Source organism: Micromonospora sp. NPDC049275 (assembly GCF_043197115.1).
Classification (GTDB): Bacteria; Actinomycetota; Actinomycetes; order Mycobacteriales; family Micromonosporaceae; genus Micromonospora.
Genome location: NZ_JBICSN010000001.1, coordinates 555,852 through 576,164, shown reverse-complemented (window position 1 = coordinate 576,164; position 20,313 = coordinate 555,852). Strand labels below are relative to the sequence as shown.

Genomic DNA, 20,313 nt, shown 5'->3' with positions numbered 1-20,313 from the left:
GCGAGCGGAGCGAGCCCCGCAGTCGCGGGCCGGGACCAGCCGAGTCGCGAACGGAGGGCTAGCACTGTGACCACGTCGAACTACGCGACCGAACGCGAGACCACCGAGGGCAGGGTCTTCACCGTCACCGGTGGAGACTGGGACACTGTCGTCTCGGGCACCGACCCGATCAACGACGAGCGGATCGTGGTCAACATGGGTCCGCAGCACCCGTCCACGCACGGGGTGCTGCGCCTGATCCTGGAGCTGGAGGGCGAGACGGTCCGCGAGGCCCGCTCGGTCGTCGGCTACCTGCACACAGGCATCGAGAAGAACCTCGAGTACCGCAACTGGGTCCAGGGTTCGACGTTCGTGACCCGGATGGACTACCTCGCCCCGATCTTCAACGAGACGGCGTACGCCCTGGCGGTCGAGAAGCTGCTCGGCATCACCGACGACGTCACCGAGCGGGCCACCACCATCCGCGTGCTGATGATGGAGCTCAACCGGATCTCGTCGCACCTGGTCTGGCTGGCCACCACCGGCATGGAGCTGGGCGCGATCTCGATCATGCTGTACGGCTTCCGCGAGCGGGAGTACATCCTCGACATCTTCGAGACCATCACCGGCCTGCGGATGAACCACGCGTACGTCCGGCCGGGCGGTGTCGCGCAGGACGTGCCGGACGAGGCGATCGTCAAGATCCGCGAGTTCCTGAAGATGATGCCGAAGAAGCTCAAGGAGTACGAGGACCTGCTCTCCGGTCAGCCCATCTGGCTCGAACGGACGAAGAACGTCGCGGTGCTGGACGTGACCGGCTGCGTGGCGCTCGGCATCACCGGCCCGGTGCTGCGCTCGGCCGGGCTCGCCTGGGACCTGCGCAAGACCATGCCGTACTGCGGTTACGAGACGTACGAGTTCGACGTGCCGACCCACCCCGACGGTGACGTGTGGGGGCGCTACCAGGTGCGGCTCGCCGAGATCCGCGAGTCGATGAAGCTTGTCGAGCAGGCGCTGGACCGGCTGCGGCCGGGCCCGGTGATGGTCGCCGACCGCAAGATCGCGTGGCCCGCGCAGCTGGCCATCGGCGTCGACGGCATGGGCAACTCGCTGGAGCACGTCGCGAAGATCATGGGTCAGTCGATGGAGTCGCTGATCCACCACTTCAAGCTGGTGACCGAGGGCTTCCGGGTCCCGCCCGGTCAGGTGTACGTCGCCATCGAGGCGCCCCGCGGCGAGCTGGGCGTCCACGCGGTCTCCGACGGTGGCACCCGGCCGTACCGGGTGCACTACCGGGAACCGAGCTTCGTCAACCTGCAGGCCCTCCCGGCGATGGCCGAGGGCGGCCTCATCGCCGACGTGATCGCCGGCGGCGCCTCGCTGGACCCCGTGATGGGTGGTTGTGACCGATGACGACTTTCACTGACGAGACGCGGGAGCGGGCGCGCGAGATCATCGCCCGTTACCCGGCGGACCGGTCCCGCTCGGCGCTGCTGCCGCTGCTGCACCTGGTCCAGGCGGAGGAGGGGTACGTCTCCCCGGCCGGGGTCACGTTCTGCGCCGAGGTGCTCGGGCTGAACAAGGCCCAGGTCGGCGCGGTGGCCACCTTCTACACGATGTACAAGCGCAAGCCGACGGGCGACTTCCTGGTAAGCGTCTGCACCAACACGATGTGCAACGTGCTGGGCGGCCAGGAGGTCTACGACACGCTCGTCGAGCACCTGGGCGTCGGGCACGACGAGACGACCGCGGACGGCACGATCACGCTGGAGCACGCCGAGTGCCTGGCGGCGTGCGACTACGGCCCGGTGATGACGGTCAACTACGACTTCTTCGACGGCGTGGACCCGTCCACCGCGGTCGGCGTGGTCGACGAGCTGCGCGCCGGTGGCCGGCCGATGCCGACGCGCGGCGCGCGGCTCTGCACGCTCAAGGAGATGGCGGTGCAGCTCGCCGGTTTCGCCGACGAGCGCGACGGCGCGGTCGCCGACGGCGGGCCGGGCGAGCCGACCCTGCGCGGTCTGCGGCTGGCGCAGGAGCACAACGTCTCGGTGCCGGGCTTCGACCCGAACACCCCGATCCGCAGCAAGGCCGAGGCCGACAAGGCCGCCGCCGAGGCGAAGGCGAAGGCGGAAGCCGCGAAGCCGGCACCCGCCGAGGCCAGCGCGGCCCCGGTCAAGGGTGGTGACGGGGCGTCCGCCCCGACGCCCGGCAACGCCGGTGCCGGCGAGCCGGCTCCCGCGGCCGCCGCGAGCGGCAGCACCGCGCCGGACGTGAAGGCACCCGACGACAAGTCGCCGCAGGTGCGTACCGCCGAGACCCGGCAGCCCGACGCGCAGACCGCCGTGCCGGACGCGCCCGGCACGAAGGTGCCGACGGACGGCACCGGCAGCGCGCCCGCGACTGGCGACGCACGGTCGGCCGAGGCCGCCGGCGTGGCGGCCAACGAGCCGGCCGGCGACGGCAAGCCCGCCGGCGACGAGGCCGGGGCGCAGGAGCGCAACCTCACCGAAGCGAAGGCTGGCACGGACGCCGACGGCGCCGGACCGGCGGACGCGAGCGAAACGGGGGCCCAGAAGTGACCACTCCCCGCCCGGAGACGCTGGCCAAGCTGACGCCGGTGCTGACCAAGCGCTGGTTGTCGCCGGACGCCTGGCGGATCGGCACCTACGAGCAGTTGGACGGCTACGCCGCGCTGCGCAAGGCCCTCAAGGCCCACCCGGACGACCTGATCCAGCTGATCAAGGACTCCGGGCTGCGTGGTCGGGGTGGCGCGGGCTTCCCCACCGGTCTCAAGTGGGGCTTCATCCCGCAGGGCGACGGCAAGCCGCACTACCTGGTGGTCAACGCCGACGAGGGCGAGCCGGGCACCTGCAAGGACCTGCCGCTGATGACCCATGACCCGCACGCGCTGGTCGAGGGTGTGATCATCGCGTCGTACGCCATCCGGGCCGCCCGCGCCTACATCTACATCCGGGGCGAGGCGGTGCACGCCGCGCGTCGGCTGCGCAACGCGGTCCAGGAGGCGTACGACAAGGGTTACCTCGGCCGCAACATCCTGCGCAGCGGCTACGACCTGGAGCTGGTGGTGCACTCCGGCGCCGGGGCGTACATCTGCGGCGAGGAGACGGCGCTGCTGGACTCGCTCGAGGGGTTCCGGGGTCAGCCCCGGCTGCGCCCGCCGTTCCCGGCCACCCACGGCCTGTACGCGAGCCCGACGGTGGTCAACAACGTCGGCACCATCGCCAGCGTTCCGCCGATCGTGCTCGGTGGGGCCGACTGGTGGAAGACCATGGGCACCGAGAAGTCCTCCGGGCCGATGATCTACTCGCTGTCCGGGCGGATCAACAACCCGGGCCAGTACGAGTGCTCGATGGGCGTCACGCTGCGCGACCTGCTGGAGCTGGCCGGGGGCATGCAGCCCGGCCACAACTTGAAGTTCTGGACCCCGGGCGGGTCGTCCACCCCGCTGCTCGCCGCCGAGCACCTGGACGTGCCGCTGGACTTCGAGGGGGTGGCGGCGGCCGGCTCGATCCTGGGCACCACGGCCACCCAGATCTTCTCCGACCAGGACTGCCCGGTCTACGCGACGTACCGGTGGCTGGAGTTCTACCACCACGAGTCGTGCGGCAAGTGCACCCCGTGCCGCGAGGGCAACTACTGGATGGTCCGGGTCTACCGGCGGATCCTCGCCGGCCAGGGCACCCACGAGGACCTGGACACCCTGCTGGACACCTGCGACAACATTCTCGGCCGTTCGTTCTGCGGCCTCGGTGACGGCGCGACCAGCTCGGTGACCTCGTCGCTGAAGTACTTCAAGCAGGACTACCTGGACTACATCGAGGGTCGGACCGCACCCAAGCTGTCGGAGAAGACCCTGGTAGGGGCGCACTGATGACCGACGTAGCCAAGCAGACCGAGACCGTCACCCTCACCATCGACGGCGTCGAGGTCACCGCCCCCAAGGGGGCGCTGCTGATCCGGGTCGCCGAGCAGATGGGCACCGAGATCCCCCGGTTCTGCGACCACCCGCTGCTGGCCCCGGCCGGCGCGTGCCGGCAGTGCCTGGTCGAGGTGGAGGGACAGCGCAAGCCGGTCGCCTCCTGCACCCAGACCGTCGCCGACGGCATGGTGGTCCGCACCCAGCTCACCTCCCCGGTCGCCAAGAAGGCGCAGGAGGGGGTGATGGAGCTGCTGCTGCTCAACCACCCGCTGGACTGCCCGATGTGTGACAAGGGCGGCGAGTGCCCCCTGCAGAACCAGGCGATGTCCACTGGCCGTACCGACTCGCGCTTCCACGAGCACAAGCGGGAGTACGAGAAGCCGATGGCGATCAGCAGCCAGGTGCTGCTGGACCGCGAGCGCTGCGTGCTCTGCCAGCGGTGCACCCGGTTCTCCGAGGAGATCGCCGGCGACAAGTTCATCGACCTGATGGGCCGGTCGTCCGCCGAGGAGATCAACATCTACCGGGACGACGCGTACGGCGAAGAGGGCGACGCCGGCGACGTGCCGTTCAACTCCTACTTCTCCGGCAACACCGTGCAGATCTGCCCGGTGGGGGCGCTCACCGGCGCCCAGTACCGGTTCCGGGCCCGCCCGTTCGACCTGGTGTCCAGCCCGAGCGTCTGCGAGCACTGCTCCGCCGGCTGCGGGCAGCGCACCGACTGGCGACGCGGCAAGGTGCAGCGCCGGCTCGCCGGTGACGAGCCGGCGGTGAACGAGGAGTGGAACTGCGACAAGGGCCGCTGGGGCTTCCAGTACAGCCGAGCCGCCGACCGCCTGACCAACCCGCTGGTCCGCGACGAGCGCACCGGTGAGCTGCGGGAGGCGTCCTGGAGCGAGGCGCTGACCAGGGCCGCCGAGGGGCTGCACGCGGCCCGCGAGAGCGGCCAGGGCACGGCGGTGCTCACCGGTGGTCGGCTGACCGTCGAGGACGCGTACGCGTACGCGAAGTTCGCCCGGGTGGCGCTGAACACCAACGACATCGACTTCCGCGCCCGGCCGGTTTCCCGCGAGGAGGCCGACTTCCTGGCCAGCTCGGTCGCCGGCGTCACCGACGTCACCTACACCGACGTGGAGAACGCGCCGGCGGTGGTGCTTGTCGGCCTGGAGCCGGAGGAGGAGTGCCCGATCCTCTTCCTGCGGCTGCGCAAGGCGTACCTGAAGAAGACCCTGACGGTGTACGCGCTGGCGCCGTTCGCCACTCGCGGCCTGGAGAAGCTCGGCGCCAAGCTGGCCCGGGTCGTGCCGGGCGAGGAGGCCAGCGTGCTCGCCGAGCACGCCACGGTCACCGAGGCGCTCAGCGCCCCGGGCGCGATCCTCATCGTCGGTGAGCGGCTGGCAGGTGTGCCGGGTGGGCTCTCCGCCGCGGCGGACGTGGCCCGGCGTACCGGCGCGAAGCTGGCCTGGGTTCCGCGGCGCGCGGGTGACCGCGGCGCGGTCGAGGCGGGCTGCCTGCCCAACCTGCTCCCCGGTGGCCGGCTGGTCACCGAGCCGGCCGCGCGGGCCGAGCTGGGCGAGGCGTGGGACATCCCGGCCGGGGTGATCCCGAGTCAGGCCGGTCGGGACACCGACGGCATCCTGGCGGCGGCAGCCAACGGGCAGCTCGGGGCACTGGTGGTGGGCGGGGTCGACCCGGCCGACCTGGCCGACCCCCGGCTGGCCGAGACCGCCCTGGACGCGGTGCCGTTCCTGGTCAGCCTGGAGCTGCGCGCCAGCGCGGTGACCCGGCGGGCCGACGTGGTGCTGCCGGTGGCCCCGGTGGTCGAGAAGGCCGGCAGCTTCCTGGACTGGGAGGGCCGGCTGCGCCCGTTCGAGGCGGTGCTGACCACCGCCGCGATGACCGACGGTCGGGTGCTCGACGCGCTGGCCGCGCTGCTCGACGTGCGGCTCGGCACCGCCGACGTGCCGAGTGTGCGTCGCGAGCTGGGTTCGCTGCCGACCACGCGTATGTCCCGGCCGGCGGCTCCGTCGGTGTCGCCGGGGGCGGTGCCGCACCCGCGTGCCGGTGAGGCCGTGCTGGCGACCTGGCACCAGCTCATCGATCTCGGCACCCTGACCGACGGCGACGAGCACCTCGCCGGCACCGCCCGCCCGGCTGTCGTCCGGCTGGGCAAGGGCACCGCCGAGGCGCTGGGTGTGGCCGACGGGGACGCGGTCACGGTCGGCACCGACCGCGGGGCGCTGACCCTGCCGGCGGAGCTGACCGAGATGCCTGACGGCGTCGTCTGGCTGCCGACCAACTCACCCGGTTCGACAGTGCGGCGCAGCCTCGGGGCGACGTCCGGCACTGTCGTCCGGATCTCCGTTCCCGCACCGAGCGCGGCCGTCCCGGCCGGGCGGGTCGCGGCGGACGAGGCCGGTCTCCCGGGTCCGCTCCTCAATACTGGGGGTAACCAGTGACACCGTCACTCCTGGCCCAGGATCCGACGCTCGCCGACTTCGGTCGGGATCCGTGGTGGCTGGTCCTCGGCAAGATCGTCTTCGCGTTCGCCTTCGGCCTGCTGGCCACCCTGCTCGGCGTCTGGTTCGAGCGCCGCGTGGTGGGTTACATGCAGGTGCGGCCCGGCCCCAACCAGGTCGGCCCGTTCGGCCTGCTGCAGACCCTCGCCGACGGCCTGAAGATGGCCTTCAAGGAGGACATCCTGCCGAAGGCGGCCGACAAGGTCGTCTACTTCTTCGCCCCGACGATCTCGGTGATCTGCGCGGTGACCGCGCTGTCGGTGGTGCCGTTCGGCCCGATGGTGAGCATCGCCGGCCACCACACGCCGTTGCAGGTCACCGACGTGCCGGTGGCCGTGCTGCTGCTGCTGGCCTGCTCCTCCATGGGCGTCTACGGCATCGTGCTGGGCGGCTGGGCCTCCGGCTCGACGTATCCGCTCCTCGGAGGCCTGCGGTCGAGCGCCCAGATGATCTCCTACGAGGTCGCCATGGGGCTCTCCATCGTGGCCGTCTTCATGACCGCCGGCACGATGAGCACCAGCGGGATCGTGGCCGCACAGGGCGACGCGACCCGGCTGACCCTCTTCGGCACCGAGATCCCGGCCCCCGGCTGGTACGCGATCCTGCTGCTGCCCAGCTTCGTCATCTTCTTCATCGCCACCGTCGGCGAGACCAACCGGGCGCCGTTCGACCTGCCCGAGGCCGAGTCCGAGCTGGTCGCCGGCTTCATGACCGAATACAGCTCGCTGAAGTTCGCGCTCTTCATGCTCAGCGAGTACGTCGCGATGGTGACCATGTCCGCGGTCACCACCACGCTGTTCCTCGGCGGCTGGCGGGCACCGTGGCCGATCACGCTCTGGGAGGGCGCCAACTCCGGTTGGTGGCCGATGCTCTGGTTCTTCGGCAAGGTGATCGCGCTGGTCTTCGTCTTCGTGTGGCTGCGCGGCACGCTGCCCCGGCTGCGCTACGACCAGTTCATGCGCTTCGGCTGGAAGGTGCTGCTGCCGATCAACCTGGTCTGGATCCTGGTCCTGTCGGGCCTGCGCTCCATCGAGGACTGGGACTCGCAGGGCAAGCTGATCGCGGTCGGCATCCCGGCCGGCGTGCTGCTGATCGCCACCCTGTTCTGGCCGAACCGTCGACCGCAGCCGAAGCCGACCACGCAGGAGCAGGTGGACAGCCGCCCGTACGGGAGCTTCCCGCTGCCACCGATGGATCTACAGGTACCACCGAGCCCGCGTATCACGCGCGTGGTCGCCGAGCGGGAGCCGGCCAACATCGTCGCCGGCTCGGACTCCAGGGAGGTGTGACGTGAGCGCGATCACCGGAACGTTCAAGGGATTCGGTGTCACCTTCTCGCACATGTTCAGGAAGGTCGTCACCACCGACTATCCGTTCAAGCCGCCGGTGTCGGCGCCGCGCTACCACGGGCGGCACATCCTCAACCGGCACCCGGACGGCCTGGAGAAGTGCATCGGCTGCGAGCTGTGCGCCTGGGCCTGCCCGGCGGACGCGATCTACGTCGAGGGCGGCGACAACACCGACGAGCAGCGCTTCTCGCCCGGTGAGCGGTACGCCAGCACCTACCAGATCAACTACGCGCGGTGCATCTTCTGTGGGCTCTGCATCGAGGCCTGCCCGACCCGTTCGCTGACCATGAGCAACGAGTACGAGCTGGCCCGGGACAACCGGCAGGACCTGATCTTCACGAAGGAGCAGCTGCTCGCCCCGCTGCTCGAGGGCATGGAGCAGCCGCCGCACCCGATGCGGCTGGGCGACAGCGAGAAGGACTACTACGTCGGCGCGCTGGACAACCCGGGCACCTCAGCCGGTGCCGAGACGTCCCCGATGGGCCCCGGCCGCTACCAGGTCGACGAGCACCCCGGCGTGACGTTCCCGGGCGCCGAGCAGGCCGCCCAGCGCGCGGCGGCCGGCAAGGGAGAGGGAGCATGACCACGTCTACTCTGCTGGCCGCGGCGGGTGGGGTGTCCGGCGGCGAGGAGGTCACCTTCTGGATCCTCGCGCCGCTAGCGCTCATCGGCGCGATCGGGATGGTGGCGGCCCGCAACGCGGTGCACTCGGCGCTCTGGCTGGTGCTGACGATGCTCTGCCTGGGCGTGTTCTACATCCTCCAGGCCGGGCCGTTCATCGGCATGGTGCAGATCATCGTCTACACCGGCGCGATCATGATGCTCTTCCTGTTCGTGCTGATGCTCGTCGGCCGGGACGCCTCGGACTCGCTTATCGAGACGCTGCGCGGTCAGCGCGTCGCCGCGATCCTGCTGGGGCTGGGCTTCGCCGGCCTGGTTGGCAGCGCCATCTACAACGCCATGGACAACACCACGGCGGTCGGCCTGGACCAGGCCAACGCCGAGGGCAACGTGCAGGGCATCGCCCGGCTGCTGTTCACCAAGTACGTGTTCGCGTTCGAGCTGACCTCGGCGCTGCTGATCACCGCGGCGGTCGGCGCGATGGTTCTCGCGCACGTCGAGCGGCGTAAGCAGGACAAGGTCGACCAGGTGTCGACCATGAAGGCACGCTTCGCGCCGGGCAACTACCCCGGCCCCAAGCCGGGCCCCGGCGTCTTCGCCACCTCCTCCTCGGTGGCCACCCCGGCGCGGCTGCCGGACGGTCGGCTCACCGACCGGAGTACGCCGGACATCCTGCCGGTACGCGAGCTGACCGCGCAGGAGACCACGCTGAAGGGGACGGACCAGTGAGCGCGAGGAGTGCAGCGAAGCGGAGCCCCGCAGTCGCGAACGAAAGGCGAGCTCAGCGATGACGCCCAATCATTACCTCGTGCTGGCGGCGGTGCTGTTCACCATCGGCGCGTCCGGGGTGCTCATCCGGCGCAACGCGATCGTGCTGTTCATGTGCGTCGAGTTGATGCTCAACGCGGCCAACCTGACGCTTGTCACCTTCAGCCGGATCAACGGTGACCTCAACGGCCAGATCATGGCGTTCTTCGTGATGGTGGTGGCCGCGGCCGAGGTCGTCGTCGGCCTCGCGATCATCATGTCCATCTTCCGGACCCGGCGCTCGGCGAGTGTCGACGACGCCAACCTGCTCAAGTACTAAGGGGCAAGCGAGTGGAAGAGACTGTGCAGTACGCAGAGGCCACGGGCTTGCTCGGCAGCGTCTGGCTGCTGGTGGCGATCCCGCTGGTCAGCGCGGCCATCCTGCTGCTGCTCGGCCGGCGGGCCGACCGCTGGGGGCACTGGTTGGGCGTCGCGGCCATCGGAGCCGCGTTCGTGCTCGGGCTGGCGTCCTTCTTCCAGCTGCGCGGCCTGGAGAACAAGTCGGTCGAGCTGAGCCTCTGGGACTTCATCACGGTCGGTGACCTGAAGGTGGACTTCGGCCTGCTGTTCGACCCGCTGGCCGCGGTCTTCGTCCTCCTGATCACCGGCGTCGGATTCCTGATCCACCTGTACGCCGTCGAGTACATGGCGCACGACGGGGGTCGCCGCCGGTTCTTCGCGTACTTCAACCTGTTCGTCGCGGCCATGCTGCTGCTGGTGCTCGGCAACAACTACGTGATGCTGTACTTCGGCTGGGAGGGCGTCGGTCTGGCGTCGTACCTGCTGATCTCCTTCTGGTACGGGCGGCCGAGCGCCGCGACGGCCGGCAAGAAGGCGTTCCTGATGAACCGGGTCGGCGACACCGGCCTCGCCATCGGGATCTTCATCATGTTCGCGACCCTGGGCACCACCCAGTACGACGAGGTGTTCAACGGTGTCGGCGCGCTGACCGGCACCACGGTGCTGGTGCTCGGCCTGCTGCTGCTGCTCGGCGCTGCCGGCAAGTCCGGTCAGTTCCCGCTGCAGGCGTGGCTGCCGGACGCGATGGAGGGCCCCACCCCGGTGTCGGCGCTCATCCACGCGGCCACCATGGTCACCGCGGGTGTCTACCTGATCGCCCGGTCCAACCCGATCTTCTCCGCGAACTCGACGCTCCAGCTCGTGGTGGTAAGCGTCGGCGCGCTCACCCTGCTGATGGGCTGCGTCATCGGCGCGGCGAAGGACGACATCAAGCGGGTGCTGGCCTGGTCGACGGTGAGCCAGATCGGCTACATGTTCCTCGGCGTCGGCCTGGGCGGTGGCGCGTACGCGCTGGCCATCGTGCACCTGCTGGCGCACGGCTTCTTCAAGGCCAACATGTTCCTGGGCGCCGGCTCGGTCATGCACGGGATGAAGGACCAGGTCGACATCCGCCGCTTCGGCGGGCTGTCCACGTACATGAAGGTCACCTGGTTGACGTTCATGATGGGCTGGCTGGCCATCATCGGCATGTTCCCGTTCTCCGGCTTCTTCTCCAAGGAGCCGATCATCGTGGCCGCCTTCGAGCGGGAGGACTGGACCGCCTGGCTCTTCGGCGGGGCGGCGCTGCTCGGTGCGGGGCTGACCGCGTTCTACATGACCCGGCTGTTCGTGCTCACCTTCCACGGGCCGAAGCGGTGGACCGAGGACATCGAGCAGCCGCACGAGTCACCGCGGCTGATGACCATCCCGCTGATCCTGCTGGCGGTCGGCTCGGTCGGCGCCGGTTTCCTGCTCTCCACGTCCGTCCCGGACTGGCTGACGGCGACCGCGGGGCTGGGCGGCGAGCACGCGGAGCACGAGGCGGTTCTCCCGCACGCCGTGCTCACAGCGCTCTCGCTTGTGGTCACCGTGCTCGGCGCCGGGCTGGCCTGGTTCCTGTTCCGCACCGGTACGGCCACCGCGCCGCAGCCGGCCGGGGTGCTGGTCACCGCCGCTCGGCGCAACCTCTACACCGACGCGGTGAACGAGGCGGTCTTCGAGAAGCCGGGTATCTTCCTCACCCGGGCGCTGGTCTTCCTCGACAACCGGGGCATCGACGGGCTGGTCAACGGGCTCGCCGCGGGTGTCGGCGGCGGTTCGGGTCGGCTCCGGCGGCTGCAGACCGGCTTCGTCCGCTCGTACGCCACCTCGATCCTGGCCGGTGCGCTGCTGGTGATGGCGGCGTTCCTGGCGGTGCAGGCGGGGTGGTTGGCGTGATCGACCTGAATACGCCCGCCCCCGCCGGCGGACCACGCATCCACGACGGAGGTAAGGCCGCATAATGTCCAACTTCCCGTTCCTCTCGGTGCTCACCGTGGCGCCGCTGGTGGGCGCCCTGGTGGTGGCCTTCCTGCCGCGCCACCGGCCGGAGCTGGCCAAGCAGGTGGCGTTCGTCTGGTCGCTGCTGGTGCTGGTGCTCTCGGTGGTGATGTGGGTCAGCTTCAACGCGGGCGGTGACCGGTTCCAGTTCCGCGAGTCGTACTCGTGGATCCCGAACTGGGGCGTCAGCTTCACCTTCGCCGCCGACGGCATCGCGCTGGTGATGCTCATGCTGATCGCGGTGCTGGTGCCGCTGGTGATCCTGGCGTCCTGGCACGACGCCGAGTCGTCGAAGCGGTCCATCCCGGTCTACTTCGCGCTGCTGCTCATCCTCGAAAGCACGATGATCGGCGTCTTCGCCGCCGCCGACGTCTTCCTGTTCTACGTGTTCTTCGAGGTCATGCTGGTGCCGATGTACTTCCTGATCGGCAGCTACGGCGGCCACCAGCGGCAGTACGCGGCGGTGAAGTTCTTCCTCTACTCGCTTGTCGGCGGTCTGTTCATGCTGGCCGCGGTGATCGGTCTCTGGGTGGTCGGCGGGAAGACCTTCGACTGGCAGGCGTTGTCGCAGGTCGACATCAGCACCGGCACCGAGCGGTGGCTGTTCCTCGGCTTCTTCCTCGCGTTCGCCATCAAGGCACCGTTCTTCCCGTTCCACACCTGGCTGCCGGACGCCGGTGGCGCCGCTCCGGCGGGTGCCGCCGCGCTGCTTGTCGGTGTGCTGGACAAGGTCGGCACGTTCGGCATCCTGCGCTACTGCCTTCCGCTGTTCCCCGAGGCGTCGAAGTGGTTCGCGCCGTGGGCGCTGGCGCTGGGCGTGATCGGCATCATCTACGCGGCGCTGCTGGCGGTCGGCCAGAACGACCTCAAGCGGCTCGTGTCGTACACGTCGATCGCGCACTTCGGGTTCATCGGGGTGGGCATCTTCGCGTTCACCACGCAGGCCGGCACGGGCGCGGTGCTCTACATGCTCAACCACGGTCTGGCCACCGGCCTGCTGTTCCTGGTGGTCGGCATGTTGATCTCCCGACGTGGCTCGTCGCTGATCAGTGACTTCGGCGGCGCCGGCAAGCTGGTCCCGGTGCTGGCCGGTGTGCTGTTCTTCGCCGGTCTCGCCTCGCTCGCGCTGCCCGGCACCGCGCCGTTCATCTCCGAGTTCCTGGTGCTGATCGGGACGTTCACTGTGAACAAGCCGGTGGCGGTCATCGCCACGCTCGGCATCATCCTGGCGGCGGCGTACGTGCTCTGGATGGTGCAGCGCACCACGCAGGGCACGCTCAATCCGACGCTTACCGAGGTCGACGGGATGCGCCGGGACCTCAACCTGCGCGAGAAGGTAGTGGTCGCCCCGCTGGTCGCGCTGATCGTGCTGCTGGGCTTCTATCCCAAGCCGGTCACCGACGTGATCAACCCGGCCGTCCAGGCGACCATGGACGACATCGGCAGGACCGACCCCGGCCCGTCATCGGTGGGCACCGTCCAGGAGGCAGGCCGGTGAGCGCGAGGAGTGCAGCGAAGCGGAGCCCCGCAGTCGCGAACGAAAGGTCGGCACAGTGACCGAGTTGAAATTGCCGTCGCTCGACTACGCGGCACTCGCCCCGATCATGATCATGCTGGGTGCCGCGTTGCTCGGTGTGCTGGTCGAGGCGTTCGTGCCCCGGCGCTCGCGGCACGTGGTGCAGTTGACGGTGGCGCTGCTGGCCGTCCTCGCGGCGCTGACCATGGTGGTGTTCAACGCCGACGACCGGCTCATCACGGCCGGCCAGTCCATCGCTGTGGACGGGCCGACGCTCTTCCTCCAGGGCGCCATCCTGGTGCTGGCCGCGATGGCGCTGCTGCTGATCGGTGACCGTTCGGTCGAGCGGGGCGGCGCGTTCGTCGCCCAGGCCGCGGTGACCGCCGAGTCGGCCGACGACCGGAAGCAGGCCGAGGGGCGCAACGGGCTCACCGAGGTGTACCCGCTCGTCACGTTCGCGATCGGCGGCATGCTGATCTTCGTGGCGGCGAACGACCTGCTGACCATGTTCATCGCGCTGGAGGTCTTCTCCCTTCCGCTCTACCTGCTCTGCGCGCTGGCCCGCCGCCGGCGTCTGCTGAGCCAGGAGGCGGCGATGAAGTACTTCCTGCTCGGCGCGTACGCCTCGGCGTTCTTCCTGTTCGGTGTGGCCCTGATCTACGGCTTCACCGCGGGCGTGCCCGGCCGCTCGGCCGGGGTCGACTTCGCCACCGTCAACGCGGCGGTGACCGAGTCGCCGTCCAGCCCGGTGCTGCTCTTCGCCGGCATGGCGCTGCTCGCCATCGGTCTGCTCTTCAAGGCCGCGGCGGCCCCGTTCCACGTGTGGACGCCGGACGTCTACCAGGGCGCACCGACCCCCGTCACCGGCTTCATGGCCGCCTGCACCAAGGTCGCCGCGTTCGGCGCGCTCCTGCGCGTCTTCCACGTCGCGTTCGAGGGCGGGGGCTGGGACTTCACGCCGGTGCTCGGTGCGGTGGCGGTGCTGACCATGCTGGTCGGCGCGGTACTCGCGGTCACCCAGACGGACATCAAGCGGCTGCTCGCGTACTCCTCGATCGCCAATGCCGGCTACCTGCTGGTCGGTGTGCTGGCGCCGAGCAAGGACGGGCTCTCCGGCACGATGTTCTACCTGGTCGCGTACGGCTTCTCGGTGCTGGCCGCGTTCGCGGTGGTGACCCTGGTGCGTGACGCCGACGGTGAGGCCACCCACCTGTCCCGCTGGGCGGGTCTGGGGCGGCGCTCGCCGTTCTACGCCGCGCTGTTCACGTTCATCCTGCTGGCGTTCGCCGGTATCCCGCTGACCAGCGGCTTCACCAGCAAGTTCGCGGTCTTCGGGCCGGCGCTGGACGGCGGCCAGGCGTGGCTGGTGATCGCGGGTGTGCTGACCAGCATGGTGCTGGCGTTCCCGTACCTGCGGGTCGTGGTGATGATGTGGCTGTCCGAGCCGGGCGAGTCCACCCCGACGGTCACCGTGCCGGGCGGGCTCACCTCCGCCGCGCTGATGATCGGCGTGGTGGCCACCCTGGCGCTGGGCGTCGTCCCCGGTCCACTGCTCGACCTGGCTACCGGAGCCGCAGAATTCGTGCGGTGAGACGTACCTCGGACAGCGGGGGCCGGCGCGTGATCGCGTGCCGGCCCCCGCTGCGTATCCCCGACCCGGAGCAGGTCGAACGGGTGTGGCATGGTTGATGGTGTGGTGATTCCGGCTGGCGAGCGTTCAGGTGCCACCGGTTCCGGCGGTCGCCGGGGTCGGGCGAGCACGAGTCAGTTCGGCGCGCTCGGCCTTCATCTCGCCGATCCCCGCGTCGAGGCGTCCGTGCTGGGTTTGCTGGACGCGGTCGAGGTCGAGTTGCGCGACAGTGTGGCCAGCGCCGACCCGTTCGTCAGCGAGGCGGCCCGGCATCTTCTGGAGGCCGGCGGAAAGCGGTTCAGGCCGCTGCTGGTGGCGCTCGGCGCCCAGTTCGGCGATCCGTCGGGCGCGCAGGTGGTCCCGGCGGCCGTGGTGATGGAGCTCACCCACCTGGCGACCCTCTACCACGACGACGTGATGGACGAGGCAGTCGTACGGCGGGGCGCTCCGAGCGCCAACTCGCGCTGGACCAACTCGGTCGCCATCCTGGTCGGTGACTACCTCTTCGCCCGCGCCGCGGACATCGCGGCCGACCTGGGCCCCGAGGCCGTCCGGTTGCAGGCGCGTACCTTCGCCCGCCTGGTGCACGGGCAGATCGCCGAGACGGTGGGTCCGCGCCCCGGGGAGGACCCGGTCGCGCACTACCTGAGCGTGATCGCCGAGAAGACCGGATCGCTTATCGCCACGTCGATCCGGTTCGGCGGCATGTTCGGGGGCGCCCCCGCCGAGCAGGTCGAGGCCCTCGCCGGCTATGGCGAGACGATCGGCGTCGCGTTCCAGCTCACCGACGACCTGCTGGACATCGCGTCCGAGTCGGTGCAGTCGGGCAAGACGCCCGGCACGGACCTGCGCGAGGGTGTCCCGACGCTGCCGGTGCTCTACGCCCGTGCGGCCGACGACTCCGACGCCTCGTCGGTGCGGCTCCGGGAGATCCTGGCGACCGGCCCGTTGACCGACGACGCGCTGCACGCCGAGGCCCTGGGGCTGCTGCGGGACAGTCCGGCGCTGAAGCGGGCCCGGGAGACCGTGCGCAGCTACGCCGAGGACGCCCGCGCCCGGCTGGCCCCGCTCCCGGCGAGCGCGCCCCGCCAGGCGCTGGAGTCCCTCTGCGACTACATAGCCGACCGCACCAGCTGACCGTCGGTCGATCATGAAGTTGTTGCCCCGACACGCCGAGTGATCGGGCAACAACTTCATGATCAACGGGGTCAGGGGCGGGGCGCGGCCGTCAGTAGGCGGCTGCCGGCCAGCATCAGGGCTGCTGCCAACAGCATCGCCACCGCTGCCGTGGTCCACATCGTGGGGTAGCCCTGGTGGGCGGCTAGCGGGCCGAGGCTCAGGGGGCCGAGGCAGCCGCCCGCGTACACCCCGGTCTGTGTGATCGAGGTGGCGGCGGCCGGAGCCTGCGGGTGCAGCCGGACCACAGCGAAGTTCATGAGGCCGGGCCACGCCCAGCCCAGGCCGAAGCCGAGCACCACGCCGGCGACAAGCGGCACCGGGCCGGCCACCGCGAGCAGACCGAGCCCGGCCGCCCCGACCACGAGCATCGCGGCGATGAGCGCGACGTGACCGCTGGCCCGTCGGTCGGCCAGCCCACCGGCGCCCACCCGGGCGGCCACGCAGACCGCGCTGCCCAGGGTCAGGGTGAGGCCGGCGAGGCCCGGCGAGAGACCCCGGGCGGCGGCCGAGTCCACCAGGAAGGTGCCCAGCGCGTTGGCGGCGCTCGCCGCCAACGTCGCCGCCGCCCCGATCACCACCAGGGCCGTCGTGGCCCGGCCCGCGCGCGTCGCGTCGGCCCGTCGGCCCCGGCCGGGCACCTGCCGGGGTACGGCCGGCAGCGTCGTCAGCGCCGCGACGGCCGCGGCCACGAACGCCCAGCGCCAGCCGGCGGTGAGCGCGATCGTGGGCACCGCCGCGCCGGCCAGCAGGGTGGAGACCGGAATGGCCGCCTGCTTGACACCGAACGACAACCCCTGCCGGTGGGGTGGCACGTGCTGGGCCAGTGCGGCGTTGCTGGCCAGTTGGCCGAGGGCGTTCGCGGCGGCGCTGAGCGCCAGCAGAGCGAGCAGCACCCCGTACGAGCGGGCGAGCGCCGCCACGGCCAGCATCGACCCGGCGGCCAGCACGATGCCGCTGCGGGCCACCACGGCCGGCCCGTAGCGCTCGACGAGCCGGCCGGAGGGCACCGAGGCCAGCGCGCTCACGCCGAAGTAGACGGAGACGGCCAGGCCCAGCCCGGCCGGGGAGAACCCGAGGTCCGCCCCCATCTGCACGGCGAGGCCGCCGAGCAGGAACACGGGCAGTACGCAGGCCACGGTGGTGGCGACGGCACCGGCGCTGGCCCGGATCGGACGGGTCCGGGCGCGGCCTTCGGCGGGGTTGAGGGCGGTGTCGGTCATCGTCCGGCAAACCTACGCGAGTCCGGCTCAGACCACTCCCGGTGACCGGTGCCCTACGAGGAGTGGATGGTGATCTGGCATCCTCGACCCGAACAGGCATTTCGCACCCGGCCTGTTTTTCATATGGTGTAAGTCCCCGGCGGCGGAGGTGGTTGTGCGCGACCCCTTGGCAGAACCTTCGGACCTGATCCGCAGCGTGTCCCGAGCACTTCGGGTGCTCGAGTCGGTCGGTCGCGCCCCGAAGGGCCTGACCGTCAAGCAGATCGCCCGCCGGTGCGAGCTGACCGTGGCCACCACGTACCACCTGGTTCGCACACTCGCGTACGAGGGCTACGTGATCCGTCGGGAGGACGGCACGTACATCGTGGGGCTGGAGGTGGCCGACCGCTACCGAGAGCTGGTGACCGCGTTCCGGGGCCCTCCGGTGGTCGGTGAGACGTTGCGCCGGGCCGCCGTGGACACGGGCTACAGCCACTACCTGGGCCGCTTCGTCGGCGGTCAGGTCGCCATCACGGCGGTGGCCGAGGGGCACCGCTCGCCCTACCTGGAGGACCTCGTCCCCGGCTTCGACGAGGGCGCGCACGCGACGGCCCTCGGCAAGTCCCTGCTCGCCACCCTCACGACCGAGCAGCGTTTCCGCTACCTGCGCGAGTACGGCATGCGCCCCTTCACCACCGCCACGCTCACCACCACCGAGGCCTTCGAGGCCGACCTGGCCGCCGGCGAGAGGCGCGGGATGCAACTGGAGCTGGGCCAGTTCCGTCAGGGAGTGGCCTGCGCGGCGGTGCTCGTCACGCCGGACAAGGACATGGAACGTCGGGTCGTACTGGCCTGTGCGTTGCCGGCGAGCGAGATGATGACCTCGGCGCGGGTCGTCCGGGCCAAGCTGCTCACCGTCGCCCGTACGGTCGCCGACGGCATCGCCAGCGACCACTGAGCCGTACGACGCCGAGAGGCCCTCTCCCGGGCTGGGAGAGGGCCTCTCGGGGCGGCCGAGCGCCGGACCGCCGGGGATAACGTCAGCGACCCGTTCAGGGCACCGTCAGCTGCCCACCGGGCCGCCGTCGAGACGCCAGGTGACCACCACGCCGGGCTTGGCGTAGTCGCCGTCCGGCCAGTTCGAGGCCGGGTTCTCCACGGACGCGCCGGTGATCTCACCCGGGTGCTGGACGGCCACGAAGACCGAGCGGTTGTCGCCGGTGATGAACGGGCCGCACGTCTCGGCGCCGATCGGCACGGTGAGGAACTGCTTGAGGTGGCCCCGCTCCGGGCCCTCTACTGCCGTCGCGAAGAGGCCGTCGTTGCTGCCCAGCGCGTTGCCGTCGGTGGAGATCCACAGGTTGCCGGTGGCGTCGAAGGCGACATTGTCCGGGCAGGAGATCGGGGAGACCTTCGTCTTGTCGTACCCGGCGAAGAAGGTCGACGGGTCGGTCGGGTCGCCGCAGACGATCGGCAGCGACCAGGCGAAGGTCTCCGCGGTGTTGTCGTTGCGGTCCTCGACCAGCTCCAGGATCTGCCCGTGCTTGTTGGCGTTGCGCGGGTTGGCCTCGTCAGCGGGCGCCTTGTCGGCCTTGCCGCGGTCGGTGTTGTTGGTGAGCGCCACGTACACCTTGCCGGTGAGCAGGCTCGGCTCGACGTCCTCGGGGCGGTCCATCTTGGTCGCGCCGACCTTGTCGCCGGCGAGCCGGGTGAAGGTGAGCACGTCCGCGGCGGTCATCCCGTCGACGAACGAGCGGTTGCCGCTGACCAGCTTGATCCAGCGACCCCGGCCGTTGAACGCGCCGTCGCTGGGGAGCGTGCCCGAGCCGTCGATCTCGCCGGCGCTGGTCGGGTCCAGCTTCGCGACGTAGAGCGTGCCGGACTCCAGCAGAGTCAGGTTGTGCTTGCGGGCAGCCCAGGAGTTGCCCTTCAGGAACTTTTTGTCGGAGACGAACTTGTAGAGGTAGTCGAACCGCTCGTCGTCGCCCATGTACGCGACCACGTGCCCGTCCCTGGCGACGATCACGTTCGCGCCCTCGTGCTTGAACCGGCCCATCGCGGTGTGCTTGCGCGGCCGGCTCTCCGGATCGAACGGGTCGATCTCGACGACCCAGCCGAACCGGTGCGCCTCGTTGGGGTGCCTGGCCAGGTCGAAGCGCTCGTCGGCGCGTTCCCACTTGCGGCTGCCGCTGGGGTAGCGAGCCGCAGTGGTGATGCCGTAGCGGTCGAACTTCGGCTTCAGCTCGGCCGGCGCGCCGTCGGCGCCGACGAAGTACTGGTTGAAGTTCTCCTCGCCGGACAGCACGGTGCCCCAGGGGGTCACGCCGCCGGAGCAGTTGTTGAGCGTGCCGACGACAGTACGGCCCTTCGGGTCGGCGGCGGTCTTCAGCCACGCCGAGCCGGCGGCCGGGCCGGTCAGGTCGAACCTGGTGCTGAGCGCGGTGACCCGTCGGTTGTACGACCGGCGACCATTGTCGACAGGCTTCCACTGCCCGGTGCCGGCGACCCGCTCCAACTCCACCACGGACATGCCGTGCGCGGCCATCGCCGTGCGCAACTGCTCCACCGAGAGCGCGTCCAGGCCGGGGAAGCCGGGGAACATGAGGTCCTCGTTCGTGTACTCGTGGTTGACCACGAGCAGCGCGCGCCTGCCCTGCTTGTCCAGCGGCAGCACGCCCACGAAGTCGTTGTTGTAGCCGAACTGCTTCGACTGGGCGGCGGCGGTCTGGCCGTGCAGGTCGAACTCCGGAGCGCCCGGCAGCACCGGGTCGCCCCACTTGATGACCACGGCGTGGTCGTAGCCGTTCGGCACGACCAGGGAGTCCAGCTTGTTCGGCGGGATCGGCTTGAAGGTCAGCGCGCCACTGCCGACACCGGTGCCCGGGCGGCCGAAGCCGAAGGCCTCGGGGACGTCCGGGGTGGTGGGGGCGGCCAGGGCGGGGGCCGCTCCGGCCAGCGCGCCGGCGGCCGCGCCACCGAAGCCGAGGACCAGGGCGCCGACCGCGCCGGCCCGGACCACGCCACGCCGGGATACCTCCGCGTTCACCACGTCCCCGAAGTACGCGTTGTCGGACGTGTTCGGGACGGGGTGGTCACAGGCGTTGCCGCAGCGGTACAGACAGGTCATGGCGTCACGGGTGCCATGGCGGTTTCCGGTGAGCAGGGGGAGCAGCCGGGGACGGTCGCTCATGGGGGTGGCCTCCAGGAAAGTCGGTGGCACGACAGGCGGCGTACCAGCCGGACGCTAGGAGG

At 70.5% G+C, this 20,313-nt stretch carries 15 protein-coding genes; 13 read left to right on the top strand and 2 right to left on the bottom strand.

Annotation, left to right across the window (positions count from 1 at the left end):
- Positions 1-66: 66 nt before the first annotated feature.
- The 12 genes from ACGFIE_RS02700 (at position 67) to ACGFIE_RS02645 (ending at position 15,820) form a co-directional block, all read left to right on the top strand.
- Positions 67-1,392 carry an NADH-quinone oxidoreductase subunit D gene (locus ACGFIE_RS02700; RefSeq protein WP_007454592.1) on the top strand — a complete coding sequence of 442 codons (1,326 nt, stop codon included), beginning with the start codon at positions 67-69 and terminating at the stop codon, positions 1,390-1,392.
- Positions 1,389-2,561: an NADH-quinone oxidoreductase subunit NuoE gene (nuoE, locus tag ACGFIE_RS02695; RefSeq protein ID WP_393290315.1), complete on the top strand. Its 1,173-nt coding sequence runs from the start codon at positions 1,389-1,391 to the stop codon at positions 2,559-2,561. Before ACGFIE_RS02700 ends, nuoE begins: the two co-directional genes overlap by 4 nt.
- Entirely contained in the window at positions 2,558-3,874 is a 1,317-nt protein-coding gene (nuoF, locus tag ACGFIE_RS02690; protein ID WP_393290313.1) for an NADH-quinone oxidoreductase subunit NuoF, read from the top strand. The genes nuoE and nuoF overlap by 4 nt, the downstream gene beginning before the upstream one ends.
- Positions 3,874-6,381, top strand: coding sequence for an NADH-quinone oxidoreductase subunit G (locus ACGFIE_RS02685; protein ID WP_393290311.1), 2,508 nt, complete (start codon positions 3,874-3,876; stop codon positions 6,379-6,381). Before nuoF ends, ACGFIE_RS02685 begins: the two co-directional genes overlap by 1 nt.
- Positions 6,378-7,730, top strand: coding sequence for an NADH-quinone oxidoreductase subunit NuoH (nuoH, locus tag ACGFIE_RS02680; protein WP_393290308.1), 1,353 nt, complete (start codon positions 6,378-6,380; stop codon positions 7,728-7,730). The genes ACGFIE_RS02685 and nuoH overlap by 4 nt, the downstream gene beginning before the upstream one ends.
- Position 7,731: 1 nt before the next feature.
- On the top strand, positions 7,732-8,373 hold the full coding sequence (gene nuoI, locus ACGFIE_RS02675; RefSeq protein WP_393290306.1) for an NADH-quinone oxidoreductase subunit NuoI: 642 nt from the start codon (positions 7,732-7,734) through the stop codon (positions 8,371-8,373).
- Positions 8,370-9,140, top strand: coding sequence for an NADH-quinone oxidoreductase subunit J (locus ACGFIE_RS02670; RefSeq protein WP_393290304.1), 771 nt, complete (start codon positions 8,370-8,372; stop codon positions 9,138-9,140). Before nuoI ends, ACGFIE_RS02670 begins: the two co-directional genes overlap by 4 nt.
- Before the next feature lie 58 nt (positions 9,141-9,198).
- Entirely contained in the window at positions 9,199-9,498 is a 300-nt protein-coding gene (gene nuoK, locus ACGFIE_RS02665) for an NADH-quinone oxidoreductase subunit NuoK (RefSeq protein ID WP_007454601.1), read from the top strand.
- An 11-nt stretch (positions 9,499-9,509) separates the two neighbouring features.
- Positions 9,510-11,435 (top strand): NADH-quinone oxidoreductase subunit L, encoded by a 1,926-nt coding sequence (gene nuoL / locus ACGFIE_RS02660; protein ID WP_393290302.1) that lies wholly within the window; start codon positions 9,510-9,512, stop codon positions 11,433-11,435.
- A 64-nt stretch (positions 11,436-11,499) separates the two neighbouring features.
- Positions 11,500-13,035: an NADH-quinone oxidoreductase subunit M gene (locus ACGFIE_RS02655; protein ID WP_393290300.1), complete on the top strand. Its 1,536-nt coding sequence runs from the start codon at positions 11,500-11,502 to the stop codon at positions 13,033-13,035.
- A 55-nt stretch (positions 13,036-13,090) separates the two neighbouring features.
- On the top strand, positions 13,091-14,644 hold the full coding sequence (gene nuoN / locus ACGFIE_RS02650) for an NADH-quinone oxidoreductase subunit NuoN (RefSeq protein WP_393290297.1): 1,554 nt from the start codon (positions 13,091-13,093) through the stop codon (positions 14,642-14,644).
- A gap of 90 nt (positions 14,645-14,734) precedes the next feature.
- Positions 14,735-15,820, top strand: a complete 1,086-nt coding sequence (locus tag ACGFIE_RS02645; protein WP_393290296.1) for a polyprenyl synthetase family protein — start codon at positions 14,735-14,737, stop codon at positions 15,818-15,820.
- Positions 15,821-15,891: 71 nt separating this feature from the next.
- On the opposite strand, the gene ACGFIE_RS02640 is transcribed toward ACGFIE_RS02645, so the two are convergent.
- A complete protein-coding gene (locus tag ACGFIE_RS02640; RefSeq protein WP_393290294.1) occupies positions 15,892-17,082 on the bottom strand; it encodes an MFS transporter in 1,191 nt (396 codons plus the stop codon).
- Between the two features lie 154 nt (positions 17,083-17,236).
- On the opposite strand from ACGFIE_RS02640, the gene ACGFIE_RS02635 reads away from it, so the two are divergent.
- On the top strand, positions 17,237-18,019 hold the full coding sequence (locus tag ACGFIE_RS02635; protein ID WP_393290292.1) for an IclR family transcriptional regulator: 783 nt from the start codon (positions 17,237-17,239) through the stop codon (positions 18,017-18,019).
- Positions 18,020-18,124: 105 nt separating this feature from the next.
- On the opposite strand, the gene ACGFIE_RS02630 is transcribed toward ACGFIE_RS02635, so the two are convergent.
- Positions 18,125-20,251 carry a PhoX family protein gene (locus tag ACGFIE_RS02630; protein WP_393290290.1) on the bottom strand — a complete coding sequence of 709 codons (2,127 nt, stop codon included), beginning with the start codon at positions 20,249-20,251 and terminating at the stop codon, positions 18,125-18,127.
- Positions 20,252-20,313 lie beyond the last annotated feature (62 nt).

Bases quoted from the DNA above. Each gene is read 5' to 3' on its own strand.
- nuoE (WP_393290315.1), top strand. From the start codon at position 1,389: ATGACGACTTTCACTGACGAGACGCGGGAGCGGGCGCGCGAGATCATC.
- ACGFIE_RS02685 (WP_393290311.1), top strand. From the start codon at position 3,874: ATGACCGACGTAGCCAAGCAGACCGAGACCGTCACCCTCACCATCGAC.
- ACGFIE_RS02670 (WP_393290304.1), top strand. From the start codon at position 8,370: ATGACCACGTCTACTCTGCTGGCCGCGGCGGGTGGGGTGTCCGGCGGC.
- nuoK (WP_007454601.1), top strand. From the start codon at position 9,199: ATGACGCCCAATCATTACCTCGTGCTGGCGGCGGTGCTGTTCACCATC.
- ACGFIE_RS02655 (WP_393290300.1), top strand. From the start codon at position 11,500: ATGTCCAACTTCCCGTTCCTCTCGGTGCTCACCGTGGCGCCGCTGGTG.
- ACGFIE_RS02645 (WP_393290296.1), top strand. From the start codon at position 14,735: ATGGTTGATGGTGTGGTGATTCCGGCTGGCGAGCGTTCAGGTGCCACC.
- ACGFIE_RS02640 (WP_393290294.1), bottom strand. From the start codon at position 17,082: ATGACCGACACCGCCCTCAACCCCGCCGAAGGCCGCGCCCGGACCCGT.
- ACGFIE_RS02630 (WP_393290290.1), bottom strand. From the start codon at position 20,251: ATGAGCGACCGTCCCCGGCTGCTCCCCCTGCTCACCGGAAACCGCCAT.